The sequence below is a fragment of the Rhodococcus sp. NPDC058521 genome (assembly GCF_042719695.1).
GTDB lineage: Bacteria > Actinomycetota > Actinomycetes > Mycobacteriales > Mycobacteriaceae > Rhodococcus_F.
This window is the reverse complement of record NZ_JBHXNL010000018.1, coordinates 1-12,533: the sequence shown is the minus strand read 5'-3', so window position 1 is coordinate 12,533 and position 12,533 is coordinate 1. Positions and strand designations below refer to the sequence as shown.

General features: G+C 63.6%; 17 protein-coding genes. 9 read left to right on the top strand and 8 right to left on the bottom strand.

What is annotated here, in order from left to right; all coding sequences use genetic code 11:
* The first annotated feature begins 122 nt into the window (after positions 1-122).
* The 4 genes from ACFWO3_RS20525 (at position 123) to ACFWO3_RS20510 (ending at position 3,394) form a co-directional block, all read left to right on the top strand.
* Entirely contained in the window at positions 123-851 is a 729-nt protein-coding gene (locus ACFWO3_RS20525; RefSeq protein WP_378581327.1) for an amino acid ABC transporter ATP-binding protein, read from the top strand.
* Positions 852-926: 75 nt separating this feature from the next.
* Entirely contained in the window at positions 927-1,760 is an 834-nt protein-coding gene (locus ACFWO3_RS20520; protein WP_378581186.1) for a glutamate ABC transporter substrate-binding protein, read from the top strand.
* Positions 1,761-1,847: 87 nt separating this feature from the next.
* A complete protein-coding gene (locus tag ACFWO3_RS20515) occupies positions 1,848-2,528 on the top strand; it encodes an amino acid ABC transporter permease (protein ID WP_378581184.1) in 681 nt (226 codons plus the stop codon).
* Entirely contained in the window at positions 2,525-3,394 is an 870-nt protein-coding gene (locus tag ACFWO3_RS20510) for an amino acid ABC transporter permease (protein ID WP_378581183.1), read from the top strand. The genes ACFWO3_RS20515 and ACFWO3_RS20510 overlap by 4 nt, the downstream gene beginning before the upstream one ends.
* A 1-nt stretch (position 3,395) precedes the next feature.
* On the opposite strand, the gene recX is transcribed toward ACFWO3_RS20510, so the two are convergent.
* From recX to ACFWO3_RS20495, 3 genes are all read right to left on the bottom strand, one after another.
* Positions 3,396-3,899 carry a recombination regulator RecX gene (gene recX / locus ACFWO3_RS20505; RefSeq protein ID WP_378581181.1) on the bottom strand — a complete coding sequence of 168 codons (504 nt, stop codon included), beginning with the start codon at positions 3,897-3,899 and terminating at the stop codon, positions 3,396-3,398.
* A 4-nt stretch (positions 3,900-3,903) separates the two neighbouring features.
* Complete coding sequence (gene recA / locus ACFWO3_RS20500) at positions 3,904-4,947, bottom strand: recombinase RecA (protein WP_378581179.1); 1,044 nt, start codon at positions 4,945-4,947, stop codon at positions 3,904-3,906.
* Between the two features lie 142 nt (positions 4,948-5,089).
* Positions 5,090-5,284, bottom strand: coding sequence for a DUF3046 domain-containing protein (locus tag ACFWO3_RS20495; RefSeq protein WP_378581178.1), 195 nt, complete (start codon positions 5,282-5,284; stop codon positions 5,090-5,092).
* A gap of 104 nt (positions 5,285-5,388) precedes the next feature.
* Between ACFWO3_RS20495 and ACFWO3_RS20490 the strand changes: the two genes are divergently transcribed.
* Together ACFWO3_RS20490 and ACFWO3_RS20485 are read left to right on the top strand one after the other, a co-directional pair.
* Positions 5,389-5,763 (top strand): hypothetical protein, encoded by a 375-nt coding sequence (locus tag ACFWO3_RS20490; protein ID WP_378581176.1) that lies wholly within the window; start codon positions 5,389-5,391, stop codon positions 5,761-5,763.
* Complete coding sequence (locus ACFWO3_RS20485; RefSeq protein WP_378581174.1) at positions 5,760-6,047, top strand: hypothetical protein; 288 nt, start codon at positions 5,760-5,762, stop codon at positions 6,045-6,047. Before ACFWO3_RS20490 ends, ACFWO3_RS20485 begins: the two co-directional genes overlap by 4 nt.
* A gap of 20 nt (positions 6,048-6,067) precedes the next feature.
* Here the strand turns inward: ACFWO3_RS20485 and ACFWO3_RS20480 are convergent, their stop codons facing one another.
* The 5 genes from ACFWO3_RS20480 to ACFWO3_RS20460 form a co-directional block, all read right to left on the bottom strand.
* A complete protein-coding gene (locus ACFWO3_RS20480; protein ID WP_378581172.1) occupies positions 6,068-7,216 on the bottom strand; it encodes a glycosyltransferase in 1,149 nt (382 codons plus the stop codon).
* Positions 7,217-7,263: 47 nt separating this feature from the next.
* Positions 7,264-8,793: a glycerol-3-phosphate dehydrogenase/oxidase gene (locus tag ACFWO3_RS20475; RefSeq protein ID WP_378581170.1), complete on the bottom strand. Its 1,530-nt coding sequence runs from the start codon at positions 8,791-8,793 to the stop codon at positions 7,264-7,266.
* On the bottom strand, positions 8,790-9,380 hold the full coding sequence (locus ACFWO3_RS20470) for a TetR/AcrR family transcriptional regulator (protein WP_378581168.1): 591 nt from the start codon (positions 9,378-9,380) through the stop codon (positions 8,790-8,792). The genes ACFWO3_RS20475 and ACFWO3_RS20470 overlap by 4 nt, the downstream gene beginning before the upstream one ends.
* Before the next feature lie 63 nt (positions 9,381-9,443).
* Positions 9,444-10,151 (bottom strand): PIG-L deacetylase family protein, encoded by a 708-nt coding sequence (locus tag ACFWO3_RS20465; RefSeq protein WP_378581325.1) that lies wholly within the window; start codon positions 10,149-10,151, stop codon positions 9,444-9,446.
* Between the two features lie 17 nt (positions 10,152-10,168).
* Complete coding sequence (locus ACFWO3_RS20460; protein ID WP_378581166.1) at positions 10,169-10,345, bottom strand: hypothetical protein; 177 nt, start codon at positions 10,343-10,345, stop codon at positions 10,169-10,171.
* A gap of 198 nt (positions 10,346-10,543) precedes the next feature.
* Between ACFWO3_RS20460 and ACFWO3_RS20455 the strand changes: the two genes are divergently transcribed.
* From ACFWO3_RS20455 to ACFWO3_RS20445, 3 genes are read left to right on the top strand one after another with little or no spacing between them, the layout of a single operon-like run.
* On the top strand, positions 10,544-11,122 hold the full coding sequence (locus ACFWO3_RS20455) for a biotin transporter BioY (protein WP_378581165.1): 579 nt from the start codon (positions 10,544-10,546) through the stop codon (positions 11,120-11,122).
* Positions 11,119-11,799, top strand: a complete 681-nt coding sequence (locus ACFWO3_RS20450; protein WP_378581163.1) for an energy-coupling factor ABC transporter ATP-binding protein — start codon at positions 11,119-11,121, stop codon at positions 11,797-11,799. Before ACFWO3_RS20455 ends, ACFWO3_RS20450 begins: the two co-directional genes overlap by 4 nt.
* Positions 11,800-11,808: 9 nt before the next feature.
* Positions 11,809-12,414, top strand: coding sequence for an energy-coupling factor transporter transmembrane component T family protein (locus tag ACFWO3_RS20445; protein ID WP_378581162.1), 606 nt, complete (start codon positions 11,809-11,811; stop codon positions 12,412-12,414).
* Positions 12,415-12,533: the final 119 nt, after the last annotated feature.

Below are 12,533 nucleotides of genomic sequence, written 5' to 3'. Positions count from 1 at the left end.
GTGACATCGAGACGAAACCGCTACCAAATGGTGTATCTGTCCGGACTCAACACATAGGGTCTCCGACTATGACGCAAGCCGACGCGGTGACACCACCGCCCGCGAGGAGCAGTAGCTCGTCCATGATCTCGATGCGCGCGGTGAACAAGAACTTCGGTTCGCTGCACGTGCTACAGGACATCGACCTGGAGGTGCCGGCCGGTCAGGTCGTCATCGTGGTCGGGCCTTCCGGTTCGGGAAAGTCGACGCTCTGCCGGACCATCAACCGTCTCGAACCGATCGACTCCGGTGAGATCCACGTGGACGGAAAGACACTGCCGGCAGAGGGACGGGCGCTCGCGGCGCTGCGTGCCGACGTGGGAATGGTCTTCCAGTCCTTCAACCTCTTCGCACACAAGACGATCCTCGAGAACGTGATGCTGGCACCGATGAAGGTGCGCAAGAAGAAGAAGGACGAGGCGCGTGAGCGTGCGTTGGCTCTCCTCGATCGCGTCGGTATCGCCAATCAGGCGGACAAGTACCCGGCCCAGTTGTCGGGCGGACAGCAGCAGCGCGTCGCGATCGCCCGGGCCCTCGCAATGGATCCCAAGGTCATGCTGTTCGACGAGCCGACGTCTGCTCTCGACCCCGAGATGGTCGGTGAGGTCCTCGACGTCATGACTTCGCTCGCAAAAGAGGGCATGACGATGCTCGTGGTCACCCACGAGATGGGCTTCGCCCGCAAGGCCGGAGACCGTGTCCTCTTCATGGCCGACGGCCAGATCATGGAAGACACCGATCCGAACACCTTCTTCTCCAACCCCAAGTCCGAACGTGCCAAGGACTTCCTCGGAAAGATTCTGAGTCACTGAGCTTCACCCCGCTCGAACAACCGGTCTGCGCCTCATCCGCCGCAGCCACAACCCACTGTCCTTTGGAGGATCTCGATGAACATCACTCGATCTGCGCGCCTGGGCCTCGGCGTCATGGCACTCGCCGTTGCCGCGACAGCCTGTGGCGGCGGTGAGGAACGTAACGTCACCCAGAGCGCCGAGAACGGCTCACTCGTCGTGGGTATCAAGTTCGACCAGCCGGGCCTCGGCCAGCGCAACCCGGACGGCACGTTCAGCGGCTTCGATGTCGAGGTCGCCAAGTACGTCGCGGACAAGCTCGGCGTGAACGAACAGAACATCGAGTTCAAGGAAACGCCGTCGGCGCAGCGCGAGACCGTCATTCAGAACGGTGAGGTCGACTACATCGCCGCAACGTACTCGATCACAGACGAGCGTAAGAACAAGGTCGACTTCGCCGGCCCGTACTTCATTGCCGGGCAGTCGCTTCTGGTGCGTGCCGACAACCAGGACATCACCGGACCGGATTCGCTCAACGGCGGTAAGAAGCTGTGCTCGGTCGCGGGATCGACTCCCGCACAGAAGGTGAAGGACGAGTACGCCCAGGATGTGCAGCTCCAGGAGTACGACACGTACTCGGCGTGCGTCGAGGCGCTGCGCAACGGTGCAGTCGACGCCTTGACCACCGACGACATCATTCTCGCCGGTTACGCAGCTCAGTCGCCCGGTGAGTTCAAGGTCGTCGGCGAACCGTTCACCGAGGAGAAGTACGGCATCGGTCTCGCCAAGGGCGACGACGAGAGCCGCGACAAGATCAACGACGCCATCGAGGAAATGATCGCCGACGGGTCGTGGGAGAAGGCGTTCAACGAGACGGTCGGCGCTTCCGGTTACCCGATGCCGACTCCGCCCACCGTCGACCGCTACTGATCCTTTCCAGTCAGGCCGTGGCGGTTCTCCGGTCATCGAAGGACCGCCACGGCACGAGCCCTACTGCCAGCACAACGGAGACGGCACGTGGATCTACTGAGCAAGTACGGCGATCAATTGATCTCCGCATTCTGGACGACGGTGCAACTCACCGTGCTGTCCGCGGTCGGAGCGTTGATCCTCGGCACGATACTGGCGGGAATGCGGGTGTCACCGGTTCCGGTGGCGCGGGCATTCGCGGCCACGTACGTCACGATCTTCCGCAACACTCCCCTGACTCTCATCATCGTCTTCTGCTCCTTCGGTCTGTACCAGACCATGGGAGTCCAGTTGGCGCAGTCGAGTTCACCGACGTTCCTCGTGGACAACAACTTCCGGCTCGCCGTGCTCGGTCTGAGCGTCTACACGGCGTCCTTCGTCTGTGAGTCACTGCGGTCGGGTATCAACACGGTTCATGTCGGGCAGGCTGAGGCCGGCCGCTCGCTGGGGCTCACGTTCTTCCAGAATCTGCGATTGATCGTGTTGCCGCAGGCATTCCGAACCGTGATCGCTCCGCTCGGCAGCGTGCTGATCGCGTTGACGAAGAACACCACCATCGCCGCGGTGATCGGTGTTGCAGAGGCTGCCCTCCTGATGAAGGAGATGATCGAGAACGAGGCCGCGATCTTCGTCGTCGGTGGCATCTTCGCGCTCGGTTTCGTGATCCTCACCCTGCCGATGGGACTTCTGTTCGGCTACCTCAGCAAGCGTTTGGAGATTGCACGATGAGTTCCGGCGCAACAGTTCTCTACGACGCACCGGGCCCGAAAGCTCGCCGTCTCTACAACTTCTTCTCCGTCGTGGTGGTCGCCGTCCTCATCGGCATCGGCTACCTGATCTACGTCGCCCTCGACGAGAAGGGGCAGTTGACCTCGGACAAGTGGGATCCGTTCGTCGAGAAGACGTCCTGGACCACCTACCTGTTGCCGGGCATCCAAGGCACTCTCGTTGCTGCTGCAGCGTCGATCGTGCTGGCGTTGATTCTCGGCGCCGTACTCGGTATCGGCCGCCTGTCGGACCATCGCCCGATCCGCATCGTCGCGGGCGTGTTCGTGGAGTTCTTCCGAGCGGTTCCGGTGCTGATCCTGATGATCTTCATGTATCAGGTCTTTGCGGAGTACGAGGTGTTCAAGTCCAAGTATCTGGCCCTCGCCGCTGTGATCGTCGGACTCACTTTGTACAACGGTTCGGTGATCGCGGAGATCATCCGCTCGGGCATCAATTCGTTGCCCAAGGGGCAGTCCGAGGCCGCACTGGCAGTGGGTATGCGCAAGGGGCAGGTCATGCGCACGATCCTGCTGCCGCAGGCGATTACGGCCATGCTGCCCGCAATCATCTCGCAGATGGTTGTCGCACTGAAGGACTCGGCTCTCGGCTATTTGCTCGGCTACACCGAGTTGGTTCGCTCCGGTCAGCAGTTGGGTGCGTACTACAGCAACTACCTGCCGGCCCTGATCGTTGTCGCCGTCATCATGATCATCCTGAACTCGGCTCTGACACTTCTCGCGACTCGCGTCGAGAAGCGGTTACGTTCGGGCCGAAAAGGCAAGGGGCCGGTTGATGCGCAGGCGACGGTGGACGCAGCGGCTCGGTAGTTCAGAAGTCTTCGGCGCCCGCTCGTGCGAGCTGTTCCTTGACCACTTCGAATGCGAGGCCCGGCGGAAATCCCCGCCGGGCAAGCATTCCAACCAGCCTGCGCATGGCGCGTTCGCGGTCGTCGAGTGGGACGCTTCGCATTTTGCGGGCTACGAGTTCGGTGGCCTTTTCACGCTCGTCTTCGACACTGATCTGGTCGAGGGCACGGGCTGCGTCTTCTTGGTCGACACCCTTCTTGCGCAACTCGAGTGCGAGCGCACGTTTTCCCCGGCCTGAATAGGTGTGTCGTGAGTGCACCCATTGCTCGGCGAAGTCTGCGTCGTCGACCAGGCCCACTTCGGTGAGTCGATCGAGTACGCGGTGCGCGACGTCTTCGGTGAAGCCCTTCTTTTCGAGGCGTTCGGCAAGTTCGGCTCGGCTGCGGGCCCGGTCGGTCAAGAGGCGCAGGCAAACGTCCTTTGCCTGCGCCTCTGTTCCGCCACCTTCACCAGTGGACTTGTTCATCGGATCAGAACTCGACCGGTGCTGCTTCCTCGACGTCTGCCGTCACGTCGGCTCCGATACTGAGCTTCTCTTTGATCTTCTTCTCGATCTCGTCGCGAATATCGGTGTTCTCGAGAAGGAACTTGCGGGCGTTCTCCTTGCCCTGACCGAGCTGGTCGCCCTCGTACGTGTACCAAGATCCGGACTTACGGATGAACCCGTGCTCGACACCCATGTCGATGAGGGAGCCTTCCTTGCTGATGCCCTGACCGTAGAGGATGTCGAACTCGGCCTGCTTGAACGGCGGCGCCACCTTGTTCTTGACAACCTTCACGCGGGTGCGGTTGCCGACTGCATCGGTGCCATCCTTGAGGGTCTCGATGCGACGGACGTCGAGGCGGACGGACGAGTAGAACTTGAGTGCCTTACCGCCGGTGGTGGTTTCGGGTGAACCGAACATGACACCGATCTTCTCGCGCAGCTGGTTGATGAAGATCGCGGTGGTCCCGGAACTGCTGAGTGCGCCCGTCATCTTACGAAGGGCCTGGCTCATCAATCGAGCCTGCAAGCCAACGTGGCTGTCACCCATTTCGCCCTCGATCTCGGCGCGCGGTACGAGTGCTGCGACCGAGTCGACCACGAGGATGTCCAGTGCTCCCGAGCGGATCAGCATGTCCGCGATCTCGAGGGCCTGCTCACCGGTGTCGGGTTGGGACACGAGAAGCGCGTCGGTGTCGACACCGAGCTTCTGTGCGTAGTCGGGATCGAGCGCGTGCTCCGCGTCGATGAAGGCGGCGATGCCGCCGTTGGCCTGCGCGTTGGCAACCGCGTGGAGTGCAACCGTGGTCTTACCGGAGGATTCCGGACCGTAGATCTCGACGACACGACCACGAGGAAGACCACCGATGCCGAGCGCGACATCCAGCGAGATCGAGCCGGTCGGAATCACTGCGATCGGCTGGCGAACGCCCTCACCGAGACGCATCACCGAACCCTTGCCGAAGTTCTTGTCGATCTGCGCCAGCGCCAGGTCGAGCGCCTTGTCTCGATCGTGTGCCTGTGGTGCCATCGTCGTCCCCATTCTCGAGTCTCATCGGTGATCTGTGGTCAGGTTAGAAGCCGGTACCGACAACTTTCGTGATCACCGGACACGTCGAGCGTAAACGAACATGTGTTCGATCACCTCGAACGTCGATGCGACACGCCGCGCGTCATCTCCGCGACGGGGGAACGTCGAACTCCGCACACAACTCGCGCCACACTTCGCGGGGTTCCTGACCAGCCTCGATGGCCTCCGCCGCAGTCTTCCCGCCGAGCGAGAGCAGGACGTGATCGACCAGCATGGAGTCGCCACGCACCTGCCCGAACTCTTCTCGGACAAGTTCGTGAAATTCGGTCAGACGCACACTCGATACGGTACCGGCCCTTCCATCGGTACCGGTGCGTGGTCCGGTACCGATGAGATACGTTCCACGCTGACGTGTTCAGTCGGTGTGTACCAGGAGGTGCAGTGGACGCATACGAGCCGGAGTACGCGACCGTATTCGAGTCCTGGTCGATGCAGTTCACGGCGGCCTTACTGCGAGGGCTGATCGGCGAGCAAGCTCGCGGTTCGATGCGGGTTCGGTCGATCGAAATGGACGACGCACATGGGGTGGTCCGGGTAGTCGTCGAACACTACGGAAACGGTGATCACCCACACACTCGTCTCGGGTACGAACTCGCCTTCGAGGAATTGAGGAAGGTGCCACCAGACGAAGACCCCGTCCGCGCTGCAACCCTCTACCTGGATGACCTGGCGAGCCCCGGCTACCCGTCCGATACCCTCGCCGACGACGAGATCGTCTGGACCGTTCGCCCTGGATGGGTAGAGCAGAACACATGAGCAGCTCGGACAATGGATCCCGATGCACCCTCCTCGTCGACGGTGAAACCTTCACGGTGACGGTAAGGCCGGAAGATCCGGACACCTGCGATTACGACTGGATATCCGGGCCGAACCCTGGCTACGGGTTCTCGAGCTCGAAACACGTTGCCTATTTCAGCATTCGGGAACGCGCTGATACCCCGACCGCTCCCCTCCCACCGAGCACGATAAGTGAACACCGGGAGGCCATCCGCGACTTCCTGAGCCAGATCGACCCGGAGACCGGCTACCTCGAAGACTGAGTTACATCGGCGGAAACGGACTACACAACAGTGCGGCACACCGTGACAGGATCTGCGAGATTCACACCGGTCCGAGATGCCTCCCGAGCCGCCCGCGCGAAGGTGTCGTCACCGAGGACGCGCAGGACCGCCTCTCGCAGCGCGTCCGCGCTCGCCGGCCGGACTATCGTCGCACTCCCCTGCCGCTCCGCCCGATTCGCCAGTTCCCATTGGTCACCTCCGCCAGGAACGAGGACCGCGGGAACTCCGGCCAGCAGTGCCTTGGCCAGCATCCCGTGACCGCCGCCGCACACGATCACGGAAGCGCGGCTGAGCATGTCGTCCTGACGCCCGAGCCCGGCAGTCACCCAGTCCGGCAGATCCGTGTCGGGCCGGCCGTCGAGAATCGATGCCATCATCCGAGCGCCCGCGCCGTCGAGTCCGTCGACCGCCGCCTCGAACATTCCCTCCGCACCGGTCACCGCCGTGGACGGTGCAACCATCACGATCGGACCTTCTCCCAGCGGCGGATCGAGGACCGCATCGGTCGGTTCCCACAGCAGCGGCCCGACGACATGCGCCTCTGCCGGCCAGTCCGGGCGCGAGACCTCCAACGCCGGCAAAGTCGCGATCAATCGCGCCCTGGGACCCGGATCACGCCTGGGCAATCCGATGCTTTCGCGAGCATCCGATCTCTGCCGCAATCCCTGGCGAATGGAACGTCCGGTGGCCGCGCGCATCATCGTGTCCCGCAGACGGCCGCGAATTCCTACCCCGGGCGCAAGCCCACTACCGATGGGCGGCAGGCCTTTCGACGCCGAATACAGCGGATGCGGCGACAACTCCACCCACGGGATACCCATCCGCTCGGCAGCCAGTCCACCGCCGGCCGTGAGAATGTCCGACACCACCAGATCCGGCGCGATGCCCTCCAGGTCCGGAAGCAACTCGGTGGAGATATGTGCAGCACGCCCGTGGATACGGGCGCCGGCATCCAGATCGTCATCGACCGGTCGCGGAGCGAGGCCCTTCAATCGCTCGGCACGAAGTCCCGCATTCCGTGCCGGCTCCAACCACCGAGTGCCCGTGAACAAAATCGGCTCGTCGCCGGCGTCCAGGAAACGCAGGCACAGCGCAATGGCAGGAAAGGCATGCCCGGGGTCCGGCCCGGCGACGACGGCGACTCGCACGACATCAGAGTGTCACAAGCCACCTGACAGCCAACCGACACTCCCCGTCAGCGTGCCGACAGTGCTTCCCGGGCAGCGGTGAGCGCCCGCTCACGGTCTGCAGGGACGAGTCCCAGTCGCGTGCGACGGTCGAGAATGTCGTCCACGTCGAGCGCACCCTCGTGGGTGACCGCGAACTCGAACTCACCGCGGGTCACGTCGATCCCGTCCGCAACCGGAGTGTTCGCCGCGGAACTCGATCCGGCGACGAGGGGAGCCTCCATGCCGTATCGCTCCACGAGAGCGGGGGTCGCGTCGACACCGCCCAACGCTTCCTCGGTACCTGCGCCCACCAGTGGCAGGTTGCGGGTACGGCACGCCCCGGCGGTCAAATTTGCCGTCGCAATGGCCTCGTCGACAGCGTCCTCCGCCATCTTGCGGTACGTGGTCAGCTTGCCGCCGACAACACTGATGACGCCGTTCTTCGAGTGCAGCACAGCGTGATTGCGGGACAGATCGGCCGTCGAACCGTCTCCCGTATCCAGCAGTGGACGCAGTCCCGCGTAGGTGCCGACGATGTCGTCACGGGTCAACGGACGTTCCAACACCGTGTTGAACGTGTCCAGAAGGAAGTCGATTTCCTCGTCGGATGCGATCGGAACATCGGGCACCGGCCCCGGGGCCGCCTCGTCGGTCAATCCCAGATAAACCCGCCCGAGTTGCGCGGGAAGCGCGAACACGAATCGATTGGTCTCACCCGGAATCGGGACGGTGAGCGCCGCGGTCGGGTAACCCAGCTTCTCGGCGGACAACACCAGGTGTGTACCCCGGCTGGGCCGCAGTCCGATCTCGGGATCGACCTCGCCGGCCCACACACCAGCAGCGCTGATCACGATACGCGGCCGAACCGTGAATTCCTGGCCGGTCAGTTCGTCGCGAAGCGTGGCCGAAGAACCGGTCACGTCGTAAGCGCCTGTGCGCGTGAGGATCTTCGCGCCGTGCTGTGCGGCGGTTCGGGCAATCGACACGACAAGACGCGCGTCGTCGATCAGTTGGCCGTCGAATGCCATGAGTCCACCGCGCAGCCCGTCCCGCTTGACGGCGGGGGCGAGTTCGGCGGCGCGCGCCGCACCGACGGTCCGTGACCGAGGAAGAACGGATGCTGCGGTTTTCGCGCTGGCGCGAAGAATGTCGCCGGCCAGAAAGCCGACACGCACGAGAGCTTTGCCGAAGAACGACGTCTCTGGGAGCAGCGGTACGAGTTGCGGCATCGCCCGAACCAGGTGGGGCGCGGTCCGAGTCATCAGAATGCCGCGTTCGACAGCACTCTCGCGCGCGATACCGACATTCCCCGACGCCAGGTAGCGCAGGCCTCCGTGCGCCAATTTGGAGCTCCACCGGCTGGTACCGAAGGCGAGATCACGTTTCTCCGCGAGCGCCACGCTCAGTCCGCGCGTGGCTGCATCCAAAGCGATGCCGACACCCGTGATGCCGCCACCGACGACGAGTACATCGATGGGTGAGCCGTCGACCAGTTCGGCCAGTTCACGCGAACGCCGCTCGGCGTTGAGGGCCGACGAAGTTTCGTGTGCGCTCATCTGGCCGGAGCCAGGTAGGAGTCGACCGCGGCGCGCAACTCCGTCAGCACATCGTCGATATGCATCTCGGAACTCACCATGTTCATCGACTGCACGACGGACTGCACCATCAGCAACAACATCGTTGCCATGTGCCGACTGTCACCGGAGCGGATCGAACCGTCGTCCTGGCCCGCGAGGACACCCGCGGAGACGAGTTCGATCGCCGCTTTCTGGCTGGTCCCGAGCCGTTCGAACACGTAGGTGCCGAACATGTCCTGGTCGAACTTCAGGATCTTGTCGAAGAGCGGATGAGCACACATACGTTCTGCGACGGTCACCGCCGAGTCCGCCAACTGCGTCCGCCGCGTGGCCGTGGGGTCAGGTACCGGCATTACTGCCGCAATCTCCCTGGTCATCAGGTCTGCGACTACCGCTCGAGTATCCGACCAGCGTCGATATACGGTAGGACGGCTGACACCCGCACGGCGGGCTATCTCGGCGAGCGTCGTTCTGCGGATACCGAAGTCCAGGATGCACGAACGAGCCGCGTCGAGGATCAGGTCCTCGACGCTCGTGGCGACATCCTCATCTTTACGAATAGACATTATGTGTAACAGCGTAACGCATGGAGGCGTTCGCTGCACAGTCACAGGGAACCGCCTGTCGAATCAGGCGACGTAGAAGAGCTCGAAGCCGACCGCCCGCTCCGCCCCGAAACCCGACTTGGGCCCGGTCACCATCTCCACCTGTTCACGCGTCTGCTTCTCGACCGGCTCGTCACTGAGCGCCTCGAGATAACGAGCGTGCTCGGCGAGCGACTGAACCGCGCGCTCCACTGTTTCCGACACATCCACAGCGTGCGACGGCGTCAAGGTGTTGACCGCCACCCAACGCACGCCACCCCACGGAGCTTCCGCCAGCTCCGGGAAGATCCACTCGTTCGAGGCATCCTGCGCCGCATCCAACACACCCTGCCCGAGTGCTCGATGGTCGGCGCTGTTCGGATACCCCGGCCCCCACGTGCCCCCGAAGTTCATGGTCACCACCAATTCCGGCTGGTGACGGCGAATCGCAGCCGCCAGAGTTCGACGGAGTTCGACACCGCCTTCCAGTCGTCCGTCCGGCAATCCCAGGAATTCGACGACGTCCACCCCGACAACGGCAGCCGAGCGCCGCTCCTCGTCCTCGCGCAGCGGACCCGACTCGGCGGGAGGAAGACCCGCGATACCGGCCTCACCGCTGGTGGCGAGGACGTAACGAACGTCCTTGCCCTGTGCTGTCCACCGTGCGACCGCCGCGGCGCACCCGTACTCGATGTCGTCCGGGTGCGCCACGATCACCACGGCCCTGTTCCAGTCCTCGGGCATCGTCTCCATGGGATCGAGCATGTCACTCAAGGTCGTGTGATGCCTGACTTCTCGTCATGTCCGGACACGGCTTTCACCAACATGTAGATCCCGGCCACGATCGCGCCGACCACCACGAGCCAGAAGAGCCCCTTGATCAATGCACCGATCACTGCCAGCGCGATCCACACCAGCACCACGGCCAGAATGATCTTCCACAACATGATTTCGCCCTCCACTCGCTTCTGCCTGTACCTAGAGACTGTCACGCCGCGCCCGAGAAAGCACCTGGTCAGAACGAAGATCAGGGAAAGGTCAGGGATCACCCCCATGCGGTAGCGACGACGGTCACACGCAGAAGCGCCGTCCCGCTGACGTAGCATCTGCAGATTCACTCCCGCACGAACAGGAGCACGCGAGCCGTGTCGTCGACCCCCCGATTCACCGTCCGTGACCTGGCGCAGGTGGCCGTGTTCGCGGCACTCATCGCCGCGCTCGGACTGCCCGGCAGCATCAACCTCGGAACATCGGGGGTACCCATAACGCTCCAGAGCCTAGGTGTCATGCTCGCCGGGGCGCTGCTCGGCGCACGAAAAGGCGTCCTCGCGGTCCTCACGGTCATCGCGCTCGGCCTGGTGCTCCCGATTCTGGCCGGTGGGCGGACCACCCTCACTTCCCTCGCCGGGCCGACCGCCGGATTCCTCATCGGGTGGATACCGGCCGTTGCTGTGATCGGTTGGCTGACCTATCGCATGCTGCCCCGCTATCGCGTGCTCACCGGGTTCGCGATCAACGCCCTCGGCGGCATCGTGGTGCTCTACGTCTTCGGAATCGCGGGAATGATGCTCCGCACCGACCTCACTGCCTGGAGCGCCCTCGTCGCCAATGCGTCCTTCCTGCCCGGCGACCTGATCAAGGCGATCGTCACGGCTGTCGTCGCCGCCCAGGTTCACCGCGCATACCCGGCACTACTCTCGGGCTCGGCGGCGCCCGCACGATGAGCGTCATCCGCTTCGAGGACGTTCGACACTCGTACGGCGAGCGCGCGGTGCTCGAACACGTCGACCTCGAACTCTCCGAACACCGAATCGGCGTGATCGGCGCGAACGGCAGCGGTAAGTCCACTCTCGCTCGGATGATCAACGGCCTGGTCGTCCCGACCGCCGGCCGGATCACCGTCGACGGGCTCGACACCCGCAAGAAGGGGCGGGACGTTCGCAAGAAGGTCGGGTTCGTGTTCACCGACCCCAACCATCAGATCATCATGCCCACGGTCGGTGAGGACATCGAGTTCTCGCTACGCCGGAGTTCTTCGTCCAAGGAGGAACGGACGCAGCGGGTCGACGAGGTGCTCGAGCAGTTCGACCTCTCCGGTCATCGCGATCACCCCACCCACCTCCTGTCCGGTGGGCAGAAGCAACTGTTGGCGCTGGCCGCGATCATGGTCACCGATCCCGACGTCCTCGTCGCCGACGAACCGACCACCCTCCTCGACCTGCGAAACACCAAAATCATCGCCGAAACCTTCGCCGCGCTCCCCCAGCAACTCGTGGTGGTGACCCACCAACTGGACCTACTCGACGGATTCGACCGCGTACTCGTCGTCGACGAAGGTCGAGTGGTCGCGGACTCCGAGCCCGCCACCGCGATCGACCATTACAGATCGCTCGTCGGCTGAGGGGGAACGATGACGCCGCTCGGCATCTATCAACCCGGTTCCAGCGCCCTGCACAGGCTCGGCGCCGGACCGAAAATGCTTCTCCTCGTCGCGGCGATCGTCGCGGTGACCGTGTTCGTCAGGCAACCCTGGCACCTGATCCCTGCAACACTGATCGTGACCGGGGGATATGCGATCGCGCGCATCGGAATTCGGCCGGCACTCGCGCAACTGCGGACCGTGCTGTGGATGCTGCTGGTCATCGGCGTGTTCCAGCTGATCTTCACCGGCTGGCAACGCGCGGTGGTCGTGTGCGGAACACTTCTCCTCGCGGTGGCGCTTGCAGCGCTGGTGACGCTGACGACCCGGGTGTCCGACATGCTCGTATCCGTCACACGTGGGCTGGCACCGCTGCGGAGAGTCGGGGTGAACCCCGAGCGGGTCGCGCTCGTGCTGGCGATGACGGTCAGGTGCATCCCGCTGTTGGCCGGCATCATTCGCCAGGTCTCGGAGGCCAGAAAGGCTCGCGGACTCGGCAACTCCCTCCGCGCGTTCGCAGTACCGGTCGTCGTGAGCACGCTCCTCACCGCGGATGCAATGGGCGAAGCCCTCGCTGCGCGCGGCGCAGACGACTAACCCCTGTGAGTGGTTGACGAGTCCCTGGACTCTGTTCAGTCTGGGGACATGTGAGACACGAGATGTCTACCCAGATGTGCGACACGCTGCTGTGGAGGTGAGCGTGGGCACCTGAGACC

Excerpts from the sequence above, each read along its gene's own strand:
- ACFWO3_RS20510 (WP_378581183.1), top strand. The coding sequence starts at position 2,525 with ATGAGTTCCGGCGCAACAGTTCTCTACGACGCACCGGGCCCGAAAGCT.
- ACFWO3_RS20460 (WP_378581166.1), bottom strand. The coding sequence starts at position 10,345 with ATGTTGTGGAAGATCATTCTGGCCGTGGTGCTGGTGTGGATCGCGCTG.
- recA (WP_378581179.1), bottom strand. The coding sequence starts at position 4,947 with ATGGCACCACAGGCACACGATCGAGACAAGGCGCTCGACCTGGCGCTG.
- ACFWO3_RS20525 (WP_378581327.1), top strand. The coding sequence starts at position 123 with ATGATCTCGATGCGCGCGGTGAACAAGAACTTCGGTTCGCTGCACGTG.
- ACFWO3_RS20445 (WP_378581162.1), top strand. The coding sequence starts at position 11,809 with ATGACGCCGCTCGGCATCTATCAACCCGGTTCCAGCGCCCTGCACAGG.
- ACFWO3_RS20465 (WP_378581325.1), bottom strand. The coding sequence starts at position 10,151 with ATGGAGACGATGCCCGAGGACTGGAACAGGGCCGTGGTGATCGTGGCG.
- ACFWO3_RS20475 (WP_378581170.1), bottom strand. The coding sequence starts at position 8,793 with ATGAGCGCACACGAAACTTCGTCGGCCCTCAACGCCGAGCGGCGTTCG.
- ACFWO3_RS20520 (WP_378581186.1), top strand. The coding sequence starts at position 927 with ATGAACATCACTCGATCTGCGCGCCTGGGCCTCGGCGTCATGGCACTC.
- recX (WP_378581181.1), bottom strand. The coding sequence starts at position 3,899 with ATGAACAAGTCCACTGGTGAAGGTGGCGGAACAGAGGCGCAGGCAAAG.
- ACFWO3_RS20485 (WP_378581174.1), top strand. The coding sequence starts at position 5,760 with ATGAGCAGCTCGGACAATGGATCCCGATGCACCCTCCTCGTCGACGGT.
- ACFWO3_RS20470 (WP_378581168.1), bottom strand. The coding sequence starts at position 9,380 with ATGTCTATTCGTAAAGATGAGGATGTCGCCACGAGCGTCGAGGACCTG.
- ACFWO3_RS20450 (WP_378581163.1), top strand. The coding sequence starts at position 11,119 with ATGAGCGTCATCCGCTTCGAGGACGTTCGACACTCGTACGGCGAGCGC.